Here is a 25508-nt window from a genome sequence, read left to right on the forward strand (position 1 = left end):
CAAAGAGCGGATTCGGATGGCGCGTGCCCCTTGCCTGCTCCCGCGCGTTGTCATATCGATTTGTCATACAAATACGGAGACCACGATGGCAGGCGCCCCCACCCACAAGAAAAAATTTCGCTCGCAGGAGTGGTTCGACAATCCCGACAATCCGGGCATGACGGCACTCTATCTGGAGCGCTACCTGAATTACGGGCTGACGCGGGCCGAACTGATGTCCGGCAAGCCGCTGATCGGCATCGCCCAGACCGGCTCCGACCTGTCGCCCTGCAACCGCCATCACATCGAACTGGCCAAGCGCGTGCGCGAAGGCATCGTCTCGATGGGTGGCATCCCTTTCGAGTTCCCTTGCCACCCGATCCAGGAGACCGGCAAGCGGCCGACTGCTGCACTTGACCGCAACCTTGCCTATCTCAGCCTGGTAGAGGTGCTTTACGGCTATCCGCTCGACGGCGTGGTGCTCACCATCGGCTGCGACAAGACGACGCCGGCCATGCTGATGGCCGCGGCCACCGTCAACATTCCGGCTATCGCGCTTTCGGTCGGCCCGATGCTCAACGGCTGGCACAAGGGCAAGCGCACCGGCTCCGGCACCATCGTCTGGGAATCGCGCCAGCGCCTGTCGGCCGGCGAGATTGGCTATGACGAGTTCATGGATATCGTTGCCTCCTCGGCGCCGTCGACCGGCTATTGCAACACGATGGGTACCGCCACCACGATGAATTCGCTGGCCGAGGCGCTCGGCATGCAATTGCCGGGCTCGGCCGCTATCCCCGCCCCCTATCGCGAGCGCGGCCAGATCGCCTACGAGACCGGAAAGCGCATCGTCGACATGGTGCATGAGGATCTGAAGCCCTCCGACATCATGACCCGTAAGGCCTTCGAGAACGCCATCGTCGTCAACTCGGCGATCGGCGGCTCGACCAATGCGCCGATCCACCTCAACGCCATCGCCCGCCATCTCGGCGTTTCGCTCGACAATGACGATTGGCAGAAGGTCGGCCTCAACATACCGCTCATCGTCAATCTGCAGCCGACGGGCGAATATCTCGGCGAGGACTATCACCATGCCGGCGGCGTGCCGGCCGTGGTCGCCGAACTGATGAAGGGCGGCCTGCTGCCCTATCCGGAAGCCATGACAGCTAACGGCAAGACCATCGGCGACAATTGCAGCGGCGCCGTCAACGAGAACTTCGACGTCATCCGCACGGTTGCCGAGCCGCTGAAAGCCAATGCCGGCTTCATCAATCTCAAGGGCAATCTGTTCGATTCGGCGATCATGAAGACCAGCGGCATCTCGCCCGAATTCCGCGAGCGCTATCTGTCGAACCCGAAGGACCCCGAAGCCTTCGAGGGCAACGCCATGGTGTTCGACGGGCCCGAGGACTACCACGCCCGCATCGACGATCCGGCACAGGGCATCGACGAGCACACCATCCTGTTCATGCGCGGCGCCGGCCCGATCGGCTATCCCGGCGGCGCCGAAGTCGTCAACATGCAGCCGCCGGCCTATCTGATCAAAAAGGGCATCCACGCGCTGGCCTGTATCGGCGACGGCCGCCAGTCGGGCACGTCGGGTTCGCCCTCGATCCTCAACGCCTCGCCGGAAGCCGCCATCGGCGGCGGGCTGGCGCTGCTGAAGACCGGTGACCGCGTCCGCGTCGATCTGCGCAAGGGCACCGCCGACATCCTCGTCAGCGACGACGAGATCACGCGGCGGCGCGCCGAGCTGCAGAACAATGGCGGCTATCACTATCCCATGCACCAGACGCCGTGGCAGGAGATCCAGCGTGGCATGGTCGACCAGTTTTCCGAAGGCATGGTGCTGAAGCCGGCGGTGAAATACCAGGATGTGGCGCATACAAGCGGCGTACCGAGGGACAATCACTGACACCAGGGTTCCGTCGCACGAGCCAGCCGCCGGTGCAGGCAATTTGCCGAGGTCAGCGCCAGGAGGGGTAGGGGTGGGGGTACATCGTAGAGCGAAAGCCTCGGCTTTCCACCTGCGATAGCCTGCCGTTAATGGGCAGAAATGCCCGGCACAGGGTTGGACGCGGTCATTTGTCAACAGCGATTGCTCCCGCGAGAACGGCAATGCTTGACAAGCGAGCGCGACAAATCCACGATCATCGCAAGGGGTTAATCGCGACGACCCCGTGAGGCGTCAGCCCAATGTTCGCGTCCAAGCTTCTCTTTCAAGGAGGTGGACGCCATGCCGTCGACAACAACCATCACCGTACCGCAACTGTCCCGTCTGATTGGGCTGCCGGGTGCACCCGCGATCATCGATGTCCGCATCGACGATGACTACAACGCCGACCCGCGACTGCTGCCGGGGTCGGATCGTCGTGATTTCAGGAGTGTCTCGAACTGGGCTGCCGACTTCGCCGGCAGGCAAGTGATAGTTGTCTGCCAACAGGGAAAAAAGCTCTCGCAAGGCGTGGCCGCATGGCTACGGCAGGAGGGCGTTGCCGCCGAATCGCTCGATGGCGGGTTTGAAGCATGGCGCGATGCCAAAGGCCTTCTTGTTCACGCCGACAAGATACCGCCCGCCGATGCCAAGGGCCGCACCGTTTGGGTAACGCGTACGCGCCCGAAGGTCGATCGCATCGCCTGCCCCTGGCTGATCCGGCGCTTCATCGATCCTCACGCGGTCTTTCTCTTCGTCGAGCCGGCCGAAGTGGCGGCCGTCGCCGATCGCTTTCAGGCCATCCCTTTCGACATCGAGAACGTGTTCTGGAGCCACCGCGGCGAACGCTGCACCTTCGACACCATGATCGAGGAGTTCGGGCTCAAATCCGAAGCGCTCGATCGCCTGGCCACGATCATACGCGCTGCCGATACTGCGAGCCTCGATCTTGTTCCACAGGCGGCCGGGTTCCTGGCCGCCTCGCTTGGCCTGTCACGGATGTTTCGCGACGATCTAGAGCAGCTCGAGGCCGGCATGCTGCTTTACGATGCGTTCTTCCGCTGGTGCCGCGATGCCACCGAGGAGACGCATAACTGGCCGGTCGCCGGCGCAGTCAGTCTCGGCGCAGGCAAACCATCGTGAGCGCCGTCTTTTCGAAAAAGCCGGCGGAGATCCAGGAGCCCGCTGTGCCGAGCTTCCGGCAGGCCGTGAAGGTCTGGGCGAAAATCGGCGTGCTCAGCTTTGGCGGCCCGGCCGGGCAGATCGCGCTCATGCACAAGGAACTGGTCGAGGAACGGCGCTGGATCGGGGAACAGCGCTTTCTGCATGCGTTGAACTACTGCATGCTGCTGCCCGGCCCCGAGGCTCAGCAGCTTGCCATCTATATCGGCTGGCTGCTGCACAAAACAGTCGGCGGCCTTGTTGCCGGCATTCTCTTCGTTGTGCCGGGCGCGCTTGTTATGCTCGTCTTGAGCAGCCTCTATGCGCTCTACGGCGACATACCCTTCGTCGAGGCGCTGTTTTTCGGGGTCAAAGCGACGGTGCTCGCCATTGTCATCGAGGCGGTGATCCGGATCGGGCGACGTGCGCTGAAGAACCGGATCATGGTGTCGATCGCACTCGCCGCCTTCATCGCCATCTACGCGCTAAACGTGCCGTTCCCGCTGATCGTCCTGCTTGCCGGCCTGACAGGCTGGATCGGCAACCGCATTGCACCGGCATTTTTTTCCGGCACATCGCAGGGCAAAGGCGATGTTCCCGACATTAAGGGCGCGGTCGATCTGATGTTCGAGCGCGGCGAACTGACCCACGTCAAGCCGACGCGATGGCATGCGCCGCGCATTTTGGCGATCTGGCTGCCGATCTGGCTCGGGCCTGTTCTGCTGATCTGGGCTTTCACCGGCTCGGCCAGCGTGTGGACACAAATCGGTGGGTTCTTCAGTCTCATGGCGGTCGTCACCTTTGGTGGCGCCTATGCCGTGCTTGCCTATGTCGCGCAGGCAGCGGTCGAGTCCTTCGGCTGGCTCGCACCCGGTGAAATGGTCGACGGCCTTGGGCTGGCCGAAACCACGCCGGGCCCGCTGATCCTGGTCTTGCAGTTCGTCGGTTACATTGCCGCCTTCCGCCACTCCGGCGCGCTCGCCCCGCTGCTTGCCGGCGCGCTTGGGGCACTGCTCACACTGTGGGTGACGTTTACGCCGTGCTTCTTGTGGATATTCCTCGGCGCGCCCTACATCGAAGCGCTGCGCGGCAACAGGGCGCTGTCGGCGGCGCTCGGCGCGATCACCGCTGCGGTCGTCGGCGTCATCATGAACCTCGCGCTTTGGTTCGGCTTACACGTCATCTTCGGCGAAGTGCGCAATGTCGGGCTTGGAATGGACGTGCCGGTGCTTTCATCGATAGACTGGCGCGCGGCGCTGCTTTCCTGTGCCGCCATGATCGCCATTCTGAAGCTGAAAATCGGCATGCTGCCGACGCTTGCCGGATCGGCGCTGGCCGGTGTGTTGTTGCTGGCGGTGAGCGGGTAGAGCCTCAACCGCCCATGCCGCTGCGCGGCAGCTTGATCATATCGCCGAAGCGGGCGCGCAATTTGTCGTCGACCGGCTTTGGCACATGGCGCGGGAAGCGTTCGGCAAGCACGCGTTTCTTCTCGATGATCGCCCGCTGCAGGATATCGGGCCTGCCTTTCTCATTCCATTCCTTCGGCGAAAAGCGGTCGCCGACGGCCGGATAGAAATATTCGGTCTGCATCAGCCGCAGCGTCTGCTCGTTGCCGAGATAATGGCCCGGGCCCTTCAGGCAGACATCGGCAATCGTGTCGATCGACAGCGACTCGTCCGTCACTTCGATGCCGCGCACGCAGCGCAGGCAGTGGCCGAGCATGTCGTTGTCGATGATCAGGCTCTCAAGGCAAAAGCCGAGCAGCGAGGCGTGCATGCCGGCCGATTCGTAAACCAGGTTGAGGCCGGCAAGACCGGCCATCACGTCGGTTATGCCCTTTTCGTAGCCGGACTGAATATCAGGCAGTTTCGAATCTGTCATGCCGGCGGCCGAACCGCCCGGCAGGTCGTAAAATTGCGCCATCTGCGCGCAGGCCGCGGTCAGCACCGCCTGCTCGGCCGAACCGCCCGACATGGCGCCGGTCCGGAGATCCGAGACAAACGGCCAGGTACCGAAAATCGCCGGATGGCCTGGCTTGATGGCGTTGACGTAGATGAGGCCGACGAGGACTTCGGCGACCGCCTGCACCACGGCGCCGGCAATCGCCGCCGGTGCCGTCGCACCCGCCTGTCCTGCCGACAGCAGCAGGATCGGAATGCCGCCCTCGACGCAGGCTTCGAGAACGCCACAGGCGTCCTCGGCAAACTTCATCGGCGGCACGACGAAGCAGTTCGAATTGGAGACGAAAGGCCGCGCGCGAAAATTCTCTTCGCCGCCCGCGATCGCATAGAGCATGTCGAGCGCCGGCTTGACGTTCTCACGCACGGTAAACGAGGTGCCGACATGCTTCGACGTGCCCATGACGCAGGCGTAGAGCGTGTTGAAATCCATATCGAGCGGGTCGGGAATGTCGCGCGGCACCATCGGCCGCTGGAAGAAATGGATGTTGTCGAGCCCTTCGACCAGGCGCGCGGCATCGTAAATGTCCTGCAGCAGCGACTCGCGATACTCACGCTTTTCGACATCGACAAGATGCACCGCAGCACCGGCCGTGCCGTAGTGCACACGCTTGCCCTGGATCACCATGTCGTGCTTCGGATCCTGGCCGTGGAGGGTGAAATGCCGCGCCGCGTTCTTGATGGTGTCGAGCACAAGGCCGCGAGGAAAGCGCAGGCGGCCGTCCTCACTGAAGGTCGCGCCGGCTTTGGTCAGCGCCTCGATGCAGGAGGGGATGGCGTTGGCGAAGCCGACCGTCTCCAGAAGGGTAAGCACGGCCTCGTGGATACGTTCGCAATCGCTGCCGCTGAGCGGGCTGTAGCTTCCGCCTTCGAGGCCGGCACGCACCGGCTTGACGTCGTCGGCAAGCGGTGCCGCCCGCATGGCGCGGCGCGCCTCGCGCCCGCCGGACCGCCGCGAACGCTGGTCTGCGGACACGTCCTGCTTCTCATGGGCCATTGGCATGAAGGCACTCCAACTTTAGCTGCGGAGCGGGCGCGGCGGTTGGTCCACCATCGGCCTGCTTCGTCCCCTCTATGCAGCGACTATGCCGCCGGCATTGGCACAGCCTATGTGCCAGCCGGTCCCGTCGCATATGCCAAGGAGCTAAAGAACCGGAGCCGCACTACATGCGCCAGGCTCCGGTCGGGGAAGGGAGATCAGGCCGCTGCCGGCCTGCGTCCAGCTGCCGTCGCCAGTTCGCGGATGCCGGGTTCGATGTGCTGCAACGCGATCGAGGAAATGCCCAAGCGCATGAAACGCGATGGCTTTTCGGTACGGTCGAAGAAGCGGTCGCCAGGCTCGATGATGACGCTGCGCGAGGCCGCGGCCTCCGCCAGCCCGCGCGAATCGGTGCCGCGCGGCCCCTCGAGCCAGAGCGACGTGCCGCCGGCCGAATCGGTCGAGCGCCACTCCGGCAGGAAGGCGGAAATCGCATGGACCAGACGCTTGCGCCTCTCGTCGAAGGCGCTCGACAGCCGCCGCACCAGCGCCTCGTGATGGCCGAGCGACAGGAACAATGCGACGGCGCGCTGGTTGTTCGCCGGCGGATGGCGCAGCATGAAGCGGCGTAGCGCCCGAAGCTCGGAGATCAGCCCGGCCGAGGCGACGATGTAGCCGAGCCTGAGGCCGGGAGCCAGCGTCTTCGACATCGAGCCGACATAGACGACCCGGCCGGAGCGATCGAGGCTCTTCAGCGCCTGCTGCGGCGCCTCGTCCAGGAGCTGGCTGTCATATCCGTCCTCGATGATGATCTGGTTGTGCCGGTTGGCGCGCGCCAAAAGCTCCTGCCGCCGCTCTGCCGACAGCGGCACCATGGTCGGGCAATGGTGGCTGGGCGTGACGAAGACGAAGCCGGAATCATTGGGAATGGCCGAGGTTACGATGCCGGAGTGGTCGACCGGAACCGGCTGGATCTCGGCGCCGGCCAGCCGGAAGATCGAACGTGCATCGGGATAGCCCGGGTCCTCCATCGCCACCTTGGAGCCCTTGGTCATCAACAGCGTCGCCAGCATGTAAAGCGCGTTCTGCGCGCCCAACGTCACGATGATCTCGTCCGGATTGGCGAAGATGCCGCGTCGCGGCAGCAGCCGTGCCTGGATCTGCTCGATCAGGAGCGGATCGTCGCGATCGACCATGTCGGATGCCCAGTTGCGGATTTCGAGCACCGCCAACGCCATGCGGTTGCACTCGCGCCATTCGGCGGTCGGGAACAGCGCCGGGTCGAATTGGCCATAGACGAAGGGGTATGACGACTTGATCCAGTTGTCGTGCTTGGCCGGCGGCGGCATGTCGCTCGCCGCGATCTGCCGACGCGCCTTCCAGTCGATCTCGTTGGCCTGGTCGGGCGCCTTCTGATGCGGCTTGGCCGGCGTCGCCAGCACTTCGGGATTGACGAAATGGCCGCGGCGCTCGCGCGCCACCAGGAAGCCCTGATCGACCAACTGCTGGAAGGCCAGCACCACGGTGCCGCGCGCCACGCCGAGTTTTTCGGCAAGAATCCGGCAGGACGGAAGCGGCATGGAAGCCGCGATCTGCCGGTCGAGGATGGCGGCGACGATCGCCTGGCGGATCTGCGCCTGCAGGGTCTGACCGGATTCCGCCGAAATCCGGAACAGGCCGGACCATATGGCCGTGTCGTTTCGCTGTGGCATGGGAGATGTTCCTCGATGGCCAGCTTTTTCACTTGGCTGGACCAGTCGAATGTACCGGTGGCACAAGGTGTTGCGCCAATCAATTTTTCTGATCGCTGGGATTTATGCCAGTGATCCTTTGAGCCGGCCCACGCTGCGCTGCGGCATCGCTGCGCATTGAAACAGATGGAATTCGACCCGATAGTTTGCCGCGACGACACGCGCCGGAAACATCCGGCCTGATAAGATGCATCTCAAGAGACCGGAGCGAAGCAGTGGATCAATCGTCCTTTCAAAAGCAGCTCGACGCATTGCGCGATCACCGTGCGGCCAAATCGGGCTCGATGCGCGAGGCTTTCGCTGCCGATCCGCAGCGCTTCGAGAAATTCTCCGCCAGTGACGGCGACCTGCTGCTCGACTGGTCGAAATGCGCGGTCGATGCGCGGACTATGGAGTTGCTGGAGAAACTGGCTGAGGCCGCTGACCTCGAAGGCCGGCGCGACGCGATGTTTGCCGGCAAGAAGATCAACGTCACTGAAGGCCGTGCCGTGCTGCACACGGCGCTGCGCAACCTGACCGGCAAGGGCATCGTGCTCGACGGCCAGGACGTGAAGGCGGACGTCCTTGCCGTACTCGACGCGATGGGTGCCTTCGCCGACGCGGTGCGTTCCGGCAAGGCGGCCGGCGCGACCGGCAAGAAAATCACCGACATCGTCAACATCGGCATCGGCGGCTCCGATCTCGGCCCGGCCATGGCGACGCTGGCGCTGGCGCCCTATCATGACGGGCCGCGCGCGCATTACGTATCCAATATCGACGGTGCCCATATCCACGACACGCTGAAGGGTCTTTCCGCCGAAACCACCCTGTTCATCATCGCCTCCAAGACCTTCACCACGGTCGAGACGATGACCAATGCCGAAACCGCGCGCAGATGGGTCGAGAAGGCGCTCGGCAAGGAAGCGGTCGGCAAGCATTTCGCCGCCGTCTCGACGGCGCTCGACCTGGTCGCCAAATTCGGCATCGCGCCCGATCGCGTCTTCGGCTTCTGGGACTGGGTCGGCGGCCGCTATTCCGTCTGGGGTGCGATCGGTCTGCCAGTGATGATCGCCATCGGCCCGAAGGATTTTCGCGCCTTTCTCGACGGCGCCCATGAGATGGACGAGCATTTCCGCACCGCGCCGCTGGCGAAGAACCTGCCGGCGCTGATGGGGCTGATTGGCTGGTGGCACCGCGTGATCTGCAAATACCCCGCTCGCGCCGTCATCCCCTACGATCAGCGTCTGTCCAGGCTGCCGGCCTATCTGCAGCAGCTCGACATGGAATCGAACGGCAAGAGCGTCACCCTGGAAGGCGGCGCTGTAACGACGCCGACCGGCCCGCTGGTCTGGGGCGAGCCCGGCACCAATGGCCAGCATGCCTTCTTCCAACTTCTGCATCAGGGCACCGATTTCATTCCGGTCGAATTCCTTGCCGCTGCCGTCGGCCACGAGCCGGAACTGAAGCATCACCACGACCTTCTGCTTGCCAATTGCCTGGCGCAGTCGGAAGCCTTCATGAAGGGCCGCACGCTTGAGGAAGCCCGAGCGCAGATGCTGGCGAAAGGCATGAAGCCCGCCGATGTCGACAGGATTGCTCCGCACCGCGTCTTCTCCGGCGACCGCCCCTCGGTGACGATTCTCTACAGAAAGCTCGACCCGCATACATTCGGACGGCTGATTGCGCTTTACGAACACCGCGTCTTTGTCGAAGGCACGCTGTTCAACATCAACTCCTTCGACCAATGGGGCGTCGAACTCGGCAAGGAACTGGCGACCGGGCTGCTGCCCGTCGTTGAAGGCAAGGAGAACGCCGCAAAGCGGGATGCCTCGACTGCCGGACTGGTGGAATACATTCACCGCTTGCGCGGCCTGGAGTGAAAAGCTTGGCGGACATCAAGGGAATATTGTTCGACAAGGACGGCACGCTCGTAGATTTCAACGCGACATGGCTGGGCATCGCCGACTTCATGGCGATGGATGCGGCCGAAGGCGATCGGTGGAAAGCAGACAGGCTGCTTGCGGCGGCGGGCTTCGACTTCGCCACCAAGCGCTTCAAGCCGGATTCAATTTTTGCCTCCGGCACCAACATGGACGTCGTCGAGCTGTGGTTTCCGCGACTGTCCGACGAGGACCAGATGCTTGCCGTCGCCCGTTTCAATGCCATCACTTCGGCGCAAGGATCGGCGATGGCCGTGGCGCTGCCGGGTGTGGTCGAGACGCTTGGGCTGCTTCACAGAAAATCCTACCGGCTTGGCGTCGCCACCAACGACTCGACCAGCGGCGCGGAAAAAACCTTGGTCACGCTGGGCGTCGCGCAGCTTTTCGAAGCCGCCTATGGTTACGACGCGGTGGCCAATCCAAAACCGGCGCCGGATACGATCCTTGCCTTTTCGGATCTGACAGGGCTCAGGCCGGCGACGATCGCAATGGTCGGCGACAATCGTCACGATCTGGAGATGGCGCGCGCCGGCGGCTGCGGCCTGGCGATTGGCGTACTGTCCGGCACCGGCACACGTGAATCGCTGTCCCAGATCGCCGACGTCATCCTGGATTCGGTGGCCGATCTGCCCGATTTTCTTGCGGCGCGGGTCAGCGAGACAGTCTAGACTCGCAGCTAGCTGGTCCGAACGAGAACACGCCGCTCGGTTTCATCGCCGCATTCCTGCCTTCGCCGACATCCGGCACCTCGTATTCGGCCAGCAGGCGAAGCCGCGAGCGGGGCAGATAGGCGCGGCCCGGATCGCCGATCAGCACGGCGATGCCGGCTGCAAGGCAGCGGTCGAGGAAAGAAAGGGCCCGGCCGGCAAGATCATGGGCGTAAAACAGGTCGCCGACCACCACGACATCCACCGGTGGCGGCGGACCGCTGGTGATGTCTTCGCCAATGATCATGATAGCGACGCCGTTCGCAGTCGCGTTGAGGCCGAGCGCAACCACACCATTGCGATCGATCTCGGCCGCGACGACCGCGCTTGCCCCGGCTTTTGCCGCTGCAATGCCGACGAGACCCGAACCGGCGCCGAGGTCGAGTACGCGACGGCCGGCCACGGTCTCCGGCCGGTCGAATATGTAGCGGGCGAGCACCGCGCCGCCGGCCCAGACATAGGCCCAGTACGGTGGCTCCGGTTCAGGTCCGTCTTTTTCGGTCGCATGTTGGTTCCATTCGAGAAGCCGCCTGAGCCCGCTTCCCGGATGGGCGGTGTAAAGCCGAATTTCGGGAAGCGCGGGCACGGGGGCGATCCGCATGTTCGCCCGGATGAACTCTGCCGGGTCTGGGCGCGAACCTATACTCACGGCGTTGGCGCCGGCGATGCAATCGCTCAAGCTGCGCCTAGCCCCGCAACGCCCGTCGCAGGATCTTGCCGACCGGTGTCTTCGGCAGCTCGGTGCGGAACTCAATATACCTGGGACGCTTGTAGCCGGTCAGGTTCTCGCGGCAATAAGCCGTCAGCATGTCGGCGGTCAGTGCCGGGTCCTTCTTGACGACGAACAGCTTCGGCACTTCACCCGAATGCTCGTCCGGCACGCCGATCGCCGCCACTTCGAGTACGCCTGGATGCTGCGCCACCACTTCCTCGAGTTCGTTCGGATAGACGTTGAAGCCGGAAACCAGGATCATGTCCTTCTTGCGGTCGACGATCTTGGTGTAGCCAAGCTCGTCCATGAAGCCCATGTCGCCCGATTTGAAGAAGCCGTCCTCGGTCATCACCTTGGCGGTCTCGTCCGGCCGGTTCCAGTAGCCGGCCATCACCTGCGGTCCGCGGATGCAGATTTCGCCGACTTCGCCGAGCGGCAAATTGTTGCCGTCGTCGTCGCGGATGGCGATCTCGGTCGAGGGCAGCGGCAGGCCGATCGTGCCGGTGTAAACGCCGTCGCTGAATTTGTTGATGGTTGCCCCCGGCGAGGTCTCGGTGAGCCCGTAGGCCTCGCTGATCGGGCAGCCGGTCAGCGCCTTCCAGCGTTCGGCGATGGCCCTCTGCACCGGCATGCCGCCACCCAGCGTCAGGATCAGCGGCTTGAAATCGAGCTTGCGAAAATCCTCATTATTGAGCAGCGCATTGAACAGCGTGTTGAGGCCCGGAAAGATGTGGATCGGGTATTTCTGCAGCTCCTTGACAAAGCCGGGAATGTCGCGCGGATTGGGGATGAGGACATTCTGCGCGCCTTGCTGCATGCCTACCAGCACGTTCGCCGTCAGCGCAAAAATGTGATAGAGCGGCAGCGCGCAGAGGAAGTTCAGATGCGCTGGCTTCGGCTTGACGGTAAAAGCGTCTTCGGCCCACAGCGCGTTCTGCGCGACGTTCGCCAAAATGTTGCAGTGCAAAAGCATCGCGCCCTTGGAGATGCCGGTCGTGCCGCCAGTGTATTGCAGGAAGGCGATGTCGTCGGCCGCGACCTTTGCGGGCCTGAAGGCCATGCCGGTGCCGGCCTTCAGCGCGGCGTTGAACTTGACATGGCCGGGCAGCGACCATGCCGGCACCATCTTCTTGACGCGGCGTACAACGAAGTTGACGATCGTTCCCTTGAGCCCGCCGAGCATGTCGCCCATCGAGGCGACCACGACATGCTTGACCGCGGTCCTGGCGATCACCGCCTGCAGGGTACAGGCAAAATTTTCGAGGATGACAATGGCTTGAGCGCCGGAATCCTTGAGCTGGTGCTCCAGCTCGCGCGGCGTGTAGAGCGGATTGATGTTGACCACGACATAGCCGGCGCGAAGCACTGCCATAATCGCCACCGGATATTGCAGCACATTCGGCATCATCAGGGCGACGCGCGCGCCCTTCTGCAGCCCCGTTGATTGCAGATAGGCGCCGAAGGCGGCCGACTGTCGCTCGAGGTCGGCATAGGTGATCGATTTGCCCATGCAGACGAAGGCCGGCCGATTCGCAAACTGCTTGCACACGGCGACGAGAAAGTCGCCGATCGAGCTGGAGGGCAGGTCGCCAATCTCGGCCGGCACGATCTTTGGGTAACTCTGGAGCCACGGTTTTTCAGGCAGGCCAGCGGCCAGTGCGGTGATCGCCCTCGGTAATCTCTTGGCCGGACCTGCCGGCGGTCGTGGCGCTGTCGGCACTGCCTTCGCCGCCGGCTTGGCGGCAGAGTTTGCAGCAGGCGCAGTCTTGCCGGTTGCCGGTTTAGCAGCCGTTCCAGCCGTGGTCTTCGCCGCCGGCTTCGCGCTTGCCTTCGCGGTAGCCGTCGGCTTGGCGGCGGCCGCTTTTGACTTGACCGCTTTCGATGTTGCCTCGGCCTTTGCTTTCGCCGCGTTGGTTGTCTTTGCCGGTTTTGCCACCTGTCGCTCCCTCAATCGTTCTTATTGTTTCGGCATGCTTGCGCGCCACCACCACCCTGATCAACAAAGATATCCCACGCTTGCCGCAATGTCCGGAACCTGGGAAAATCCGGCACGCTGCCCATCTATCTATGTATTGCCACAAGCGGCCGTGCAAGCCTCGCTACCTGGAGTGCGGTAAGACTTGCCGTCAAACCTCTTGGCCGGGACCGGTTTTCGGACGCGCATCGCTTGAACCGGACGGCTCGATTCCCCGATTGGCGGCATTGCCGATCAACAAAAAATTGAAGTCGCTAATAATGTCGTGATCTGCGGATTCGGCTGGTTTTTTCCACAATTCGCCGCATGCCGGAATTTTTTTCTGCTTCCCGTGGGTTAGGCAAACAAGCAGTTCCAAAGCTAGAAAAACGGTGCTTATATGCGGCCTTCGCGAGCCTGACAGAGGGGCTTGGAAGAACATCAGGGAGTGCTCAATGAAAAAGAAACTGACTTTTGCAGCCGCGTTGCTGGCTGCAAGCGTCCTCGGCGGCGTGGCCAATGCAAAACAACTGGTCTATTGCTCGGAGGCATCGCCGGCCGGCTTCGACCCGTCGCCATGGAGCGGCGGCAACGACTTCGATGCCTCGTCGCGCACCATCTATTCGCGCCTGGTCGAGTTCGAGCATGGCAAGACCACCATCTCGCCCGGCCTGGCCGAGAGCTGGACGGTTTCCGATGACGGTCTCGAATACACCTTCAAGCTTCGCCCGGGTGTGAAATTCCAGACGACCGATTATTTCACGCCGACGCGCGACCTCAACGCCGACGACGTGATCTTTTCCTTCGAACGCCAGTGGAAGAAAGAAAGCCCGTGGTACAGCTATCTGGAAGGCACCGGCTGGGAATATTTCACCGGCATGGGCTTCCCCGATCTCCTGAAGGAAATCGTCAAGGTCGACGACCTGACGGTGAAATTCGTGCTGAACAAGCCTGAAGTCGCCTTCCTGCCGGACCTCGGCATGGATTTCGCCTCGATCGTTTCCAAGGAATATGCCGACCAGCTCGACAAGGCCGGCACCAGGCAGCAGTTCACCCAGAAGCCGGTCGGCACTGGTCCGTTCCAGTTCGTCGACTATCAGGTCGATGCGGTCGTGCGCTATGCAGCATGGGACGGCTACTATGGCGGCCGCCAGAAGATCGATGATCTGATCTTCGCCATCACGCCCGACCCCGCCGTGCGCGCGCAGAAGCTGAAGGCGGGCGAATGCGATATCATGTCATACCCGGCGCCGGCCGACATTGCCGGACTGCAGGCCGACGCGAACCTCAAGGTCGACGAGCAGGAAGGCCTGAACATCGGCTACATGGCTTACAACACGACGCAGCCGCCCTTCGACAAGGTCGAGGTCCGCAAGGCCCTCAACATGGCGGTAAACAAGAAGGCGATCATCGACGCGGTCTATCAGGGCGCCGGTGCGCCGGCCATCAACCCGATCCCGCCGACCATGTGGTCCTATAACAAGGACATCAAGGACGATCCCTATGATCCGGAGGCGGCCAAGAAGATGCTGGCCGATGCAGGCGTCAAGGATCTGTCGATGAAGATCTGGGCTATGCCGGTCAGCCGCCCCTACAACCCGAACGCCCAGCGCGTCGCCGAGTTGATCCAGGCCGACTATGCCGCCGTCGGGGTCAAGGCGGAGATCGTCAGTTACGAATGGACCGAGTATCGCCAGCGCGGCAAGGCTAAGGATCGCGATGGCGCCTTCCAACTGGGGTGGACCGGTGACAATGGCGATCCGGACAACTTCTTTTTCCTGCTCGGTTGCGATGCCATCGGCCAGTCCAATTATGCGATCTGGTGCAACCAGGAATTCGAAGCCCTGCTGAAAAAAGGCAAGGCGACGACGGACGTCGCTGAGCGCACCAAGATCTACGAGGAAGCTCAGGTGGTGTTCAAGCGTGAGGCTCCGTGGCTGACCATCGCCCACTCCAAGGTCTTCATGCCGATGAACAAGAAGGTGTCGGGCTTCGTTATGGACCCGCTCGGCATTCATCGGTTTGACGGCGTCGACGCCACCGAATAAGTCCTGAGAAATTGAACGGCGGCGCTGGACTTCCCGCGCCGCCGTTCTATGAAGCAAGATGCTCCGTTATCTCCTCCACAAGCTCGCTTTGATCATCCCGACCGTGTTCGGCATATCGCTGGCGGCGTTCGCTTTCGTCCGGCTTCTGCCCGGCGATCCTATCCTGGCCCTGGCGGGCGAGCGCGGCGTCAGCCCCGAGCGCTACGCCCAGCTCATCGAGCAGTTTGGCTACAACCGGCCCTATGTCATCCAATACCTGGAATATATCGGCAGGGTTCTGACCGGCGATTTCGGCATATCCATTGCCACTAAGCGGCCAGTGCTCGGCGAATTCCAGGCGCTGTTTCCGGCCACGCTGGAACTGGCGACGGTGGCGTTGATCATCGCCGTCCTGCTTGGCATCCCCGCCGGCATTTTCGCCGCGGTCAAGCGCGGCTCCTGGTTCGACCAGGCGACGATGGGTGTCGCCCTGACCGGCTATTCGATGCCGATCTTCTGGTGGGGGCTGCTGCTCATTATCTTCTTCTCCGGCTATCTCGGCTGGACGCCGGTTTCCGGCCGTATCGGCCTGCAGTATTTCTTCAGGCCGACGACCGGGTTCATGCTCATCGACAGCCTGATCTCCGGCAGGAGCGGCGCTTTCAAATCTGCCGTCAGCCATTTGATCCTGCCGTCGATCGTGCTGGCGACGATCCCGCTTGCCGTCATAGCGCGCCAGACGCGCTCGGCGATGCTCGAGGTGCTGGGCGAGGACTATGTCCGCACCGCGCGCGCCAAGGGCCTGGCGCCGCGCCGCGTCATCGGTCTGCACGCTTTTCGCAACGCGCTGATCCCGGTAGTCACCACCATTGGACTGCAGGTCGGCACCTTGATGGCGGGCGCCATTCTGACCGAGACCATTTTTTCCTGGCCGGGCATCGGCAAATGGATGATCGATGCCATCGGCAAGCGCGACTATGTCGTCGTCCAGAGCGGATTGCTGATCATCGCGCTGATCGTCATGGCGGTGAACCTGATCGTCGACGTGCTCTACGCCGTCATCAATCCGCGCATCCGGGTGCAGTGAGATGACCGACGAATCCGCCGCCGAAGCTACCGCCGCCTCCATCCCGACAGGCGGCAGGCAACGGGCTTTCGCCGAGTTCTGGCACTACTTCTCGATGAACACCGGCGCGGTCATCGGCCTTGTCGTGTTTTCGGCGCTGGTGCTGGTGGCGATCTTTGCGCCGTTCGTCGCCCCACATTCGCCCGACGAGCAGTTTCGCGATGCGCTGCTGGCACCCCCTGCCTGGCAGGAAGGCGGCAAATCGATGTTCCTGCTCGGCACCGACGCGGTCGGCCGCGACATGCTTTCACGGTTGATCTTCGGGGCGCGTTTCTCGCTGTTCATCGGCCTGGTGGTCGTTGTCTTCTCGCTCACCAGCGGCATCGTGCTTGGCGTGCTCGCCGGCTATTTCCGCGGCTGGGTCGACACGCTGATCATGCGCATCATGGATATCATCCTGGCCTTCCCGTCGCTGCTTCTGGCGCTGGTGCTGGTGGCGATCCTTGGCCCCGGCCTTTTCAATGCCATGCTGGCGATCGCGCTGGTGCTGCAGCCGCATTTTGCGCGCCTCACCCGCGCCGCCGTGATGGCCGAAAAGAACCGCGAATATGTCATCTCCGCCAAGGTGGCTGGTGCCGGTCATCTTCGCTTGATGGTGAGGACGATCCTGCCGAACTGCCTGGCACCGCTGATCGTGCAGGCGACGTTGTCCTTCTCCAACGCTATTCTCGAGGCTGCGGCGCTCGGCTTCCTCGGTGTCGGTGCGCAGCCGCCGACGCCGGAATGGGGCACGATGCTCGCCTCGGCGCGCGAGTTCATCCTGCGCGCGCCTTGGGTGGTGACCTTCCCCGGCCTTGCTATTCTGATCACTGTGCTTGCCATCAATCTGATCGGCGATGGCTTGCGCGATGCTTTCGATCCCAAGCTGAAGAGGTCATAATCCAATGCCTCTTCTCGAGATCAAGAACCTGACCGTTTCCTTCGACACCGCCGCTGGACCATTCATGGCGGTACAAGGCATCGACCTGTCGGTCGAACCGCGCGAGGTGCTGGCGATCGTCGGCGAATCCGGTTCGGGCAAGTCGGTGGCGATGCTGGCGGTGATGGGGCTTTTGCCCAACACCGCGACGGTGAGGGCCGACCGCATGGCCTTCGACGGCATCGACCTGCTCAAGCTCGGCCCATCCGAGCGGCGCAAGATCGTCGGCAAGGACATTTCGATGATCTTCCAGGAGCCGGTCGCCAGCCTCAACCCGTGCTTCACCGTCGGCTTCCAGATCGAGGAGGTGCTGCGCTTCCATATGGGCATGGACCGCGCCCAGCGCCGGGCGCGTGCCATCGAATTGATGAAGTTGGTCGGCATCGCCGACCCCGAGGAACGGCTGGGCTCCTTCCCGCACCAGATGTCGGGTGGTCAGTGTCAGCGCGTCATGATCGCCATCGCCATCGCCTGCAATCCCAAGCTTTTGATCGCCGACGAGCCAACCACGGCGCTCGACGTCACCATCCAGAAGCAGATCCTCGATCTGCTGGTCGGCCTGCAGGCCAAATATGGCATGGGCCTGATCATGATCACCCACAATATGGGGGTGGTTGCCGAGACCGCCGACCGTGTCATCGTCCAGTACAAGGGCCGCAAGATGGAAGAGGCCGACGTGCTGTCGCTGTTCGAGTCCCCCAAGAGCAACTACACGCGCGCGCTCCTGTCGGCACTGCCCGAAAACGCCGTCGGCGACCGGTTGCCTACTGTTTCCGACATGCTGTTTGAGCCGGCCCCATCTGTAGTCGCAGCCCGGTCCGCAGGAGGAACCGCCTCATGAGCGTGACCGTAGTCGAAGGCAAGAACATCGTGCGCGACTATCATGTCGGTGGCGGGCTTTTCCGCCCCTCCCGTACGGTTCATGCGGTCAAGGGTGTTTCGTTCAGCGTCGACAAGGGCAAGACGCTGGCCATCGTCGGCGAGAGCGGCTGCGGCAAGTCAACACTCGCCCGCATCATCACCCTGATCGACCCGGCGACCTCCGGCGAGCTTTTCATCGACGGCAAGAAGGTAGACATCGGCAGGAACGGCCTGTCGAAGGAAATGCGCCGCAAGGTCCAGATCGTCTTCCAGAACCCTTATGGTTCGCTCAATCCACGCCAGAAGATCGGCGACGTGCTTGGCGAGCCGCTGCTCATCAATACCGACAGCACGGCCGACGAGCGGCGCGATCTTGCCATGAAGATGCTAAAGAAGGTCGGTCTCGGCCCCGAGCACTTTAATCGCTACCCGCATATGTTTTCGGGCGGCCAGCGCCAGCGGATCGCCATCGCCCGCGCGCTGATGCTCAACCCCAGCCTTCTGGTGCTGGACGAGCCGGTCTCGGCACTTGATCTTTCGGTGCAGGCGCAGGTGCTGAACCTGCTCGCCGACCTGCAGGACGAGTTTCAGCTAACCTATGTTTTCATCAGCCACGACCTGTCGGTGGTGCGCTACATCGCCGACGACGTGATGGTAATGTACTTCGGCGAAGCGGTCGAATACGGCTCGCGCGACGAGGTCTTCGCCGACCCCAAGCACAGCTACACCAGGACGCTGTTCGCGGCGACGCCGCGTGCCGACGTTGCCAGCATCAAGGCACGGTTGGCCAAGAAGAAGGCCGCCTGATCCGGCGAGGTTTGCCGGCCGGCTACCGCTTCTCGATCCCCGGAATGCCGGAGATCTGCTCGGCGAGAAAGTCGACCAGCAGCCGCACCCGGGCAATGCCCGCACGCTCCGGAACGATTAGCATGCTCAGCGGGACGGGAGGCGGAAAATAGCCCGGCAGGACCACTTCCAGCCGGTCGGCCGCCAGAAGATCATCGACAAGCCAGTGGTGGGCGGGTGCGATGCCGCGTCCGGCGACAAGGGCTTCGCGCGCAGCAAGCCCATGGTCGACCAGAAATCTGCCGCCAAAGGGCACCGCAAAGGTCTCGTCGCCCGGCCCCTGCAAGGTGAGCGTGTCGCTTCCCGCGATGTTCGACATCCGGATGCCTTCATGGCCAGGCAGATCCTGCGGGACAGCCGGTCTGCCCCGCGCCGCCAGATAGGCCGGCGCCGCCACCAGCAGACGCCGGGATTGCCCGAGCGCCCGCAGTTTCATTGAGCTGTCGGTGAGCGGGCCGAGGCGAAGCGCGATGTCGACGCCCTCCCGCACAAGGTTGATGCGCTCGTCGGTAAGGCTGAGATCGATGCCGATGTAGGGATAGCGGTCCTGAAAGGCGAAGATCAGCCGGCTGACATGTAAGACCCCGAGCGCCGCCGTGCAGGATATCCGGATCGTGCCGGCTGACGCGCCGCGCGTGCCCCGCGCCTCATCGCCGGCCTGCTCGACGAGGCGCAGGATCTGGACGCTGTCGGCATAGTAACGGCTGCCTTCATCGGTCATCGTGACGCGCCGGGTGGTCCTGCTGAGCAAGGGCACTCCGACGGCCTCCTCGAGTTCTCGCAAATGCCGTGTGACCGTCGACTGCCCAACTCCGAGCTCGCGCGCCACCGCCGAGAGGCTGCCGCGCTCGGCGACGCGAACGAAGGTGCGCATGCGCTCAAGGGTGACGTCCGATCTATCCATTATTCGGCATTATCTTATACATTTCCTACATATAGTGGATCAGCCCACAGCTGGCTACCTTTGGTGTCTATCGTCCTTCTTCGGAGTAGACCCATGAAAGTCCTGCTTGTTTTTGCTCATCCTGAACCGCGTTCGCTCAACGGCGCACTGCGTGACGTCGCCATCGGGGAACTTGAGGCCCAAGGCCATGAGGTGCGGGTGTCTGACCTCTACGCCGATGGCTGGAAAGCCGAGGTAGACCGTGCCGACTTTCCGTCGTGGCCGCCTGAAGCACGCTTCCTGCCGGCCGGCGCCTCCAAAAAAGCTTTTGCGAGCGGCACTCTGACCGAAGACGTCAAAGTGGAGATCGACAAGCTGCTATGGGCCGATACCCTGATCCTCCAGTTCCCGCTGTGGTGGTACGCCATGCCGGCGATCCTCAAGGGCTGGGTCGATCGCGTGTACGCCTACGGCTTCGCCTATGGCGTTGGCGAGCACAGCGACAAGCGGTGGGGTGACCGCTTTGGTGAGGGAACGCTCGCCGGCAAGCGCGCAATGCTGATCGTGACCACCGGCGGCTGGGAGGAGCATTATTCCGCCCGCGGCGTCAACGGCCCGATCGACGACCTGCTGTTCCCGATCAATCACGGGATTCTATACTATCCGGGCTACGACGTGCTTCCGCCGTTCGTGGTTTACAGGGTGGACCGTTTCGGGGAGGCGGATTTCGAGCCTGTCGCGGAGCGACTGCGCGAAAGGATGCGAACGCTCGAGACAATCCGGCCCATTCGTTATCGGCAGCAGAATGGCGGCGATTACTTGATCCCAAGCATGCAATTGCGCCCCGGCTTGGAGAACCCGGGTGCGACCGCCTTTGCGCTTCACGAGGATCGCGCCGGCGCCGCCGCCCAGTCCGATCAGGACAGCCGGGCGATGATGGTGCGCAGCGCCTCGCCGAAGCGCCGGACTTCCTCGATCGTATTGTAATGCACCAGCGAGGCGCGCACGGCGCCGCTGTCCATGCTGAGGTTGAGCCGCTTCATCAGACGCGGCGCATACATGTGGCCGTCGCGAATGCCGATCTGCATCTCGGCCATTTCCTCGACGATCCTCTGCGGCGACAGCGTGCCGACATTGAAGCAGAAGGTCGGCACGCGCTCGCTGAGGCGTGCCTCTTCGGCCACGCCGTAGATCGTCGCGCCGCAATCTTTGAGCACCGCCAGCATTTCGCGCGCCAGCACCTGTTCGTAGTCGCGGATGGCATTCATGCCGGCGACGATGTTGTCGCGGCGCGACCGGTTATTCTCTGACAAGAAATTGCGGCCGATCGATTCGAGGTAGCGCACCGCGGCATCCATGCCGGAGACGTTCTCGTAAATGAAGGTACCGGCCTCGATCTTGTAGGGCGGCTCGTCGGGGATGAAATCTTCGCGGAAGGTCGGCAGGCGCTTCAGAGTTTCGAAGCGGCCCCACAGGAAGCCCATATGCGGCGAGAAATTCTTGTAGCCGGAGCAGACCAGATAGTCGCAATCCCAGGCCTGCACATCGATCAACCCGTGCGGCCCAAAATGCACGCAGTCGAGGAACACTTCGGCGCCTGCCGCATGCGCAATCCCAGCCACGGAGGCAACGTCGACAATCGAGCCGATCGAATGCGCCGTTACCGTGCAGGCGACGAGCCGGGTGTGCTCTGAGACCAGCGGGCGCAAATCGTCGACATGCAGATTGCCGTCCTCGCGCATCCGCCACCATTTGAACTTGGCGCCGGCGGGCGCCAGCGCCAGCCACGTCGCGATATTGGCATCGTGATCCATGTCGGTGATGACGATCTCGTCACGCTCCCCGTTTGGGCGCTCGGAAAGCATCTGGCCGATGCCGAGGCTGACCAGGCGGATGAACGAAGTGGCGTTCATGCCGAAACAGATCTCCGCCGGGTCGGTGGCGTTGATCAGCAAGGCCACGCTTTCGCGAGCGCCGGCGACGGCTTGGTCGACGGTGACGCTGCGGCCATAGCGGCCGCCGCGCTGCACATTATGCGCGACCAAATGGTTGGTGACCGCATCGAGCACGCTTTGCGGGATCTGCGCGCCGGCGGCATTGTCCATGAAGACGAAGTCCCCGGCTTGCTGCAAGGCGGGAAACATGGCGCGGATCGTCTCGACCGGGAAAGCTGCGGCATCGCCGGTTTTCGAAATCTGATGCTGGTTCAAGGTCGTCTCCTGCGAGGTGCGCTGACAGATTCAGCGGGTCTTTTCGGTTTGAAAGCGGCGTTCAAGGAGGCTGACGAGACGGACCATCGGCCAGAGAAAGATGAGATAGACCAGCGCCGCGCCGATCAGCGGTGAAGGATTGGCATAGAGCGATTGCGCGTTGGTCGCTTCCTTCAGCAGTTCGGGCAGCGCCACGGTGGAAGCGAGCGAAGTATCCTTGAACATCGAAACGCAATTGCTGGTCATTGGCGGAATGACGACGCGGATCGCCTGCGGCAGCACTACCTTGCGCAAGGTCAGCAAGAACGGCAGGCCGAGCGCCTGCGCCGCCTCGAACTGGCCGCGCGGAATGCTCTCTATACCGGAGCGGAACACCTCGGCCGAATAGGCCGCCATGATGATGGCGAAGGCCATCACCGCGGACGTCCACGATGACAGGCGAATACCGAGGAACGGCAGCGCATAGTAGATCAGGATCAGCACGACCAGCACCGGCATCGCCCGGAAAATGTCAATGTAGCCGACAGCCAGCAGCCGAAGCGGCTTTGGCGCATAGAGCCGCACCAGGCTGATCGCGAGGCCGACGGGAATACCGATGCCGATGCTCATGATTCCGAGCAGCAGGGTGTTCAGGAAACCGCGCAGCAGCGCCGGCAGGCTGGAGACCATGACGTCGGCGTTGAAGAAGGTGTCCAGCAGCGACATCGCAGCATTTCCGAAACGTTTGGCGTCCCGCGACGCTCGAGCCCGAGCCCGAAATCCGACATCGTGCCGGCATCGAAAGCCGGCACGACATTTAAGCGCGAACTGCCGCTCAGGCCTTCGGCATAGGCATTTCCTTGACGGTCGAGGAATCGGCAGGTGCGTCGCTGCCGAACCACTTCTTGTGGATCGCGGCCAGCGTGCCGTCCTTCTTCATCGCGGTCAGCGCGTCGTTCAGCTTGCCGAGCAGCGGGTGGTCTTTGGTCATCATCAGACCGTACTGCTCGCCGGTCTTGATGCGCTCTTTTACGGCGAGATCCTTCATCCTGGTGAAAGAATATTCCAGGCCCGGAATATCGCTGACCGCCGCATCGACGCGGCCGGAGCTGAGATCGAGCAGCAAATTCTGCTGCGTGTCGTAGCCCTTGACGTCACTGAACCCGTCCGCTTCCTGGTGGGCCGTGACCCAGGCTTCGCCGGTCGAGCCGGACAGCACGCCGACGATCTTGCCCTTGAGGTCGGCCTCGGCCTTGATCGGGCTGTCGGCCTTCGCGGCGATGCCCATGTCGGAATCATAGTAGGGCTGCGTGAACGACTGAGACTTCAGCCGCTCCGGCGTGATGGTGATCGACGAGATGGCGACGTCGATGCGCTTCGAGGTGGTGGCGGCGAACAGCGCCTGGAAACCGAGATCGGCGATATCAGTGGTCATGCCGATACGCTTTGCCGCCTCATTGATGATGTCGACTTCGAAACCCTCGAACGTGCCGCTCTCGTTCTTGTATTCAAAAGGCGGATTGGTCGGATAGGCGCCGACATTCAGCGTGCCTTCGGCGTAGGCCGGGCCGCCAGCGATGCCGATGGCAGCAGCAAGAAGCAGCAGGTTGCGACGGGTGAAGTTCATTTTCGTTCCCTCTGGTTGTGATCGGACGGGTTTGGCCCCGCACGGTTTTGATGCGCCAAGTGACGGGACTGCCGGAAAGCCCTCCCGGCACGGCAGTCGCAAGACATTGGATGCTATCCAAAGTACCGCGCTTTTCAAGGCGAAAGTTTTAAGCTTAAAAAATTGCCACGTGTTGCCGTCACTCCGGAATAACCGCCGTGGCCTGGATCTCAACCTTGGCGCGATCCTCGACCAGCGCCATCACCTGCATGGCGGCCATCGCCGGGAAATGCCGGCCGATCACCTCGCGATAGACCTCTCCGATCCCCTTGAGATTGGCCAAATATTCCGCCTTGTCGGTAAAGTACCAGGTCATCGAGGTGATATGTTCCGGCTTGGCGTCGGCCTCGGCGAGCACAGCAACAATATTGGCCAGCGTCTGCCGCACCTGGCCGACAAGATCATCGGTCTCGAAGCGGCCCTGTCCGTTCCAGCCGACCTGCCCGCCGACGAAGACAAGCTGCCCACGCGCGGCGACGCCATTGGCGTAGCCGACGGGTTTCGCCCAGCCTTCCGGCTGCAGGATGGTGTGCATGTCAAAACCTCCCAATGCTCAAATCCGGTCGCTCAAAACTCGAAGACAATAATTTTCACGCAAACTCCTGTCTCAGGCCGCTCCCATCACTTGCCGTGCAATCACCACCTTCTGCACGTCGGACGCTCCCTCGTAGATGCGCAGCGCCCGGATCTCGCGATACAGGCTTTCGACGATATGGCCCTTGCGGACGCCGTCGCCGCCATGCAGCTGCACAGCCTTGTCGATCACCTCCTGCGCTTTGTCGGTAGCGAACAGCTTGGCCATGGCGGCTTCGCGGGTAACCCGAGCCGCGCCCATGTCCTTGGTCCAGGCGGCACGATAGACCAGCAACGCGGCGGCATCGACATCCAGCGCCATGTCGGCGATGTGGCCCTGCACCATCTGCAGCTCGGCCATCGGCGCACCGAACAGCCTGCGCTCGGCCACTCTTGTGATGCTTTCGTCCAGCGCGCGCCGGGCAAAGCCGAGCGCCGCTGCGCCGACGGTCGAACGGAACACGTCGAGCACGGACATGGCGATGCGAAAACCGTCACCGGGTTTGCCGATCAGCGCCGAGGCTGGAATGCGTGCATTGTCGAAGGACAGCCGGGCGAGCGGGTGCGGCGCGATCACCTCCAGCCGCTCGGCAACGATCAGCCCCTCGGTTTCGGAAGGCACGACAAAGGCGGATAGCCCCTTGGCGCCGGGCGCTTCGCCGGTGCGGGCAAAGACAGCATAAAAGTCAGCGATACCGCCGTTGGAGATCCAGGTCTTTTCGCCGGACAAGAGATAGCTGTCGCGGTCACGCGTGGCCGTCATTTCCATATTGGCGACGTCCGAGCCCGAGCGCGGCTCCGACAGCGCGAAAGCCGAAATCGCCTTACCGGCCCGTGTCTTAGCCAGCCAATGCTGCTGGTCGGGCGAGCCGAACAGGCTGAGTGCGCCGGTGCCGAGCCCTTGCATGGCGAAGGCGAAATCGGCCAGCCCGTCATGCCGGGCCAGCGTCTCGCGCGTGAGGCAGAGCGTGCGCACGTCGAGTGCTGCAGGGTTGTCGGTATCGAGCGCCGTCGGCTTTAGCCAGCCGTCCTTACCGAGCTTGGCCACCAGCTCGCGACAGGCGGCGTCGACATCGTCATGCGCAACCGGCAGGTTCTTGGCGCACCATGCCTCCAGCCGCTCCGCCAGATCGCGGTGGCGATCCTCGAAGAACGGCCAGGAGAGGAAGGAACGGTCAGGCATTGCTGCCTCCACAATTCTCCGGCCCTGGCGCTCCACGGCGCCCCCCTCTGTCCTGCTGGACATCTCCCCCTCTAGGGGGGAGATTGGCGGCTTCGCTGCCACGGCTCTCCCTGCGATGTTGGAGATTGGCGAAAGCGGGCCTGATATCCAATCTCCCCCCTTGAGGGGGAGATGGCCGGCAGGCC

The 25508-nt window shown here is 62.9% G+C and carries 23 protein-coding genes; 11 read left to right on the forward strand and 12 right to left on the reverse strand.

Annotation, left to right across the window (positions count from 1 at the left end; all coding sequences use genetic code 11):
• Nucleotides 1-85: 85 nt before the first annotated feature.
• The 3 genes from NKJ73_RS16555 to chrA all read left to right on the forward strand — a co-directional run bounded on the left by NKJ73_RS16555 (nucleotide 86) and on the right by chrA (nucleotide 4437).
• Complete coding sequence (locus NKJ73_RS16555; RefSeq protein ID WP_023676811.1) at nucleotides 86-1891, forward strand: IlvD/Edd family dehydratase; 1806 nt, start codon at nucleotides 86-88, stop codon at nucleotides 1889-1891.
• Between the two features lie 321 nt (nucleotides 1892-2212).
• Entirely contained in the window at nucleotides 2213-3052 is an 840-nt protein-coding gene (locus NKJ73_RS16560) for a chromate resistance protein ChrB domain-containing protein (protein WP_352570244.1), read from the forward strand.
• On the forward strand, nucleotides 3049-4437 hold the full coding sequence (gene chrA, locus NKJ73_RS16565) for a chromate efflux transporter (protein WP_023676813.1): 1389 nt from the start codon (nucleotides 3049-3051) through the stop codon (nucleotides 4435-4437). The genes NKJ73_RS16560 and chrA overlap by 4 nt, the downstream gene beginning before the upstream one ends.
• Nucleotides 4438-4441: 4 nt before the next feature.
• On the opposite strand, the gene NKJ73_RS16570 is transcribed toward chrA, so the two are convergent.
• Together NKJ73_RS16570 and pdxR are read right to left on the reverse strand one after the other, a co-directional pair.
• On the reverse strand, nucleotides 4442-6031 hold the full coding sequence (locus NKJ73_RS16570) for a trimethylamine methyltransferase family protein (protein ID WP_023676814.1): 1590 nt from the start codon (nucleotides 6029-6031) through the stop codon (nucleotides 4442-4444).
• A 194-nt stretch (nucleotides 6032-6225) separates the two neighbouring features.
• On the reverse strand, nucleotides 6226-7719 hold the full coding sequence (gene pdxR, locus NKJ73_RS16575) for a MocR-like pyridoxine biosynthesis transcription factor PdxR (RefSeq protein ID WP_023676815.1): 1494 nt from the start codon (nucleotides 7717-7719) through the stop codon (nucleotides 6226-6228).
• 254 nt (nucleotides 7720-7973) lie between these two features.
• On the opposite strand from pdxR, the gene pgi reads away from it, so the two are divergent.
• Together pgi and NKJ73_RS16585 are read left to right on the forward strand one after the other, a co-directional pair.
• A complete protein-coding gene (gene pgi, locus NKJ73_RS16580) occupies nucleotides 7974-9617 on the forward strand; it encodes a glucose-6-phosphate isomerase (protein ID WP_352570246.1) in 1644 nt (547 codons plus the stop codon).
• Between the two features lie 5 nt (nucleotides 9618-9622).
• Complete coding sequence (locus tag NKJ73_RS16585; protein WP_352570248.1) at nucleotides 9623-10345, forward strand: HAD family hydrolase; 723 nt, start codon at nucleotides 9623-9625, stop codon at nucleotides 10343-10345.
• On the opposite strand, the gene NKJ73_RS16590 is transcribed toward NKJ73_RS16585, so the two are convergent.
• From NKJ73_RS16590 to NKJ73_RS16605, 4 genes are all read right to left on the reverse strand, one after another.
• Nucleotides 10329-10985, reverse strand: coding sequence for a class I SAM-dependent methyltransferase (locus NKJ73_RS16590; RefSeq protein WP_352570250.1), 657 nt, complete (start codon nucleotides 10983-10985; stop codon nucleotides 10329-10331). The two genes, NKJ73_RS16585 and NKJ73_RS16590, sit on opposite strands and share 17 nt — an antisense overlap.
• 85 nt (nucleotides 10986-11070) lie before the next feature.
• Complete coding sequence (locus NKJ73_RS16595) at nucleotides 11071-12816, reverse strand: long-chain fatty acid--CoA ligase (RefSeq protein WP_352570252.1); 1746 nt, start codon at nucleotides 12814-12816, stop codon at nucleotides 11071-11073.
• Between the two features lie 61 nt (nucleotides 12817-12877).
• On the reverse strand, nucleotides 12878-13096 hold the full coding sequence (locus NKJ73_RS16600) for a hypothetical protein (protein ID WP_352570254.1): 219 nt from the start codon (nucleotides 13094-13096) through the stop codon (nucleotides 12878-12880).
• Nucleotides 13097-13222: 126 nt separating this feature from the next.
• Complete coding sequence (locus tag NKJ73_RS16605; RefSeq protein WP_352570256.1) at nucleotides 13223-13492, reverse strand: hypothetical protein; 270 nt, start codon at nucleotides 13490-13492, stop codon at nucleotides 13223-13225.
• Nucleotides 13493-13505: 13 nt separating this feature from the next.
• Here NKJ73_RS16605 and NKJ73_RS16610 point away from each other — a divergent pair, with 13 nt between their 5' ends.
• From NKJ73_RS16610 to NKJ73_RS16630, 5 genes are read left to right on the forward strand one after another with little or no spacing between them, the layout of a single operon-like run.
• Nucleotides 13506-15098: an ABC transporter substrate-binding protein gene (locus NKJ73_RS16610; RefSeq protein ID WP_352570258.1), complete on the forward strand. Its 1593-nt coding sequence runs from the start codon at nucleotides 13506-13508 to the stop codon at nucleotides 15096-15098.
• A 58-nt stretch (nucleotides 15099-15156) separates the two neighbouring features.
• On the forward strand, nucleotides 15157-16164 hold the full coding sequence (locus NKJ73_RS16615) for an ABC transporter permease subunit (protein ID WP_023676822.1): 1008 nt from the start codon (nucleotides 15157-15159) through the stop codon (nucleotides 16162-16164).
• 1 nt (nucleotide 16165) lies between these two features.
• Entirely contained in the window at nucleotides 16166-17083 is a 918-nt protein-coding gene (locus NKJ73_RS16620; protein WP_023676823.1) for an ABC transporter permease subunit, read from the forward strand.
• Nucleotides 17084-17087: 4 nt separating this feature from the next.
• On the forward strand, nucleotides 17088-17963 hold the full coding sequence (locus NKJ73_RS16625) for an ABC transporter ATP-binding protein (RefSeq protein WP_023676824.1): 876 nt from the start codon (nucleotides 17088-17090) through the stop codon (nucleotides 17961-17963).
• Nucleotides 17960-18790 carry a dipeptide ABC transporter ATP-binding protein gene (locus NKJ73_RS16630; protein ID WP_023676825.1) on the forward strand — a complete coding sequence of 277 codons (831 nt, stop codon included), beginning with the start codon at nucleotides 17960-17962 and terminating at the stop codon, nucleotides 18788-18790. Before NKJ73_RS16625 ends, NKJ73_RS16630 begins: the two co-directional genes overlap by 4 nt.
• Before the next feature lie 22 nt (nucleotides 18791-18812).
• Here the strand turns inward: NKJ73_RS16630 and NKJ73_RS16635 are convergent, their stop codons facing one another.
• Nucleotides 18813-19733, reverse strand: a complete 921-nt coding sequence (locus NKJ73_RS16635) for a LysR family transcriptional regulator (protein ID WP_352570260.1) — start codon at nucleotides 19731-19733, stop codon at nucleotides 18813-18815.
• Between the two features lie 93 nt (nucleotides 19734-19826).
• Here NKJ73_RS16635 and NKJ73_RS16640 point away from each other — a divergent pair, with 93 nt between their 5' ends.
• Nucleotides 19827-20699 carry an NAD(P)H-dependent oxidoreductase gene (locus tag NKJ73_RS16640; protein WP_352570262.1) on the forward strand — a complete coding sequence of 291 codons (873 nt, stop codon included), beginning with the start codon at nucleotides 19827-19829 and terminating at the stop codon, nucleotides 20697-20699.
• Here NKJ73_RS16640 and NKJ73_RS16645 read toward each other — a convergent pair.
• The 5 genes from NKJ73_RS16645 to NKJ73_RS16665 all read right to left on the reverse strand — a co-directional run bounded on the left by NKJ73_RS16645 (nucleotide 20630) and on the right by NKJ73_RS16665 (nucleotide 25323).
• Entirely contained in the window at nucleotides 20630-21922 is a 1293-nt protein-coding gene (locus NKJ73_RS16645; RefSeq protein WP_023676828.1) for a cysteine desulfurase-like protein, read from the reverse strand. The genes NKJ73_RS16640 and NKJ73_RS16645 overlap by 70 nt on opposite strands.
• A 30-nt stretch (nucleotides 21923-21952) precedes the next feature.
• A complete protein-coding gene (locus NKJ73_RS16650) occupies nucleotides 21953-22627 on the reverse strand; it encodes an amino acid ABC transporter permease (RefSeq protein WP_292656040.1) in 675 nt (224 codons plus the stop codon).
• A 109-nt stretch (nucleotides 22628-22736) separates the two neighbouring features.
• Nucleotides 22737-23528, reverse strand: a complete 792-nt coding sequence (locus NKJ73_RS16655; protein WP_352570264.1) for an ABC transporter substrate-binding protein — start codon at nucleotides 23526-23528, stop codon at nucleotides 22737-22739.
• A gap of 178 nt (nucleotides 23529-23706) precedes the next feature.
• Nucleotides 23707-24102, reverse strand: coding sequence for a RidA family protein (locus tag NKJ73_RS16660; RefSeq protein WP_023676831.1), 396 nt, complete (start codon nucleotides 24100-24102; stop codon nucleotides 23707-23709).
• A gap of 72 nt (nucleotides 24103-24174) precedes the next feature.
• Nucleotides 24175-25323, reverse strand: a complete 1149-nt coding sequence (locus NKJ73_RS16665; protein WP_352570266.1) for an acyl-CoA dehydrogenase family protein — start codon at nucleotides 25321-25323, stop codon at nucleotides 24175-24177.
• Nucleotides 25324-25508 lie beyond the last annotated feature (185 nt).

It is taken from the genome of Mesorhizobium sp. M0074 (genome assembly GCF_040322975.1).
GTDB lineage: Bacteria > Pseudomonadota > Alphaproteobacteria > Rhizobiales > Rhizobiaceae > Mesorhizobium.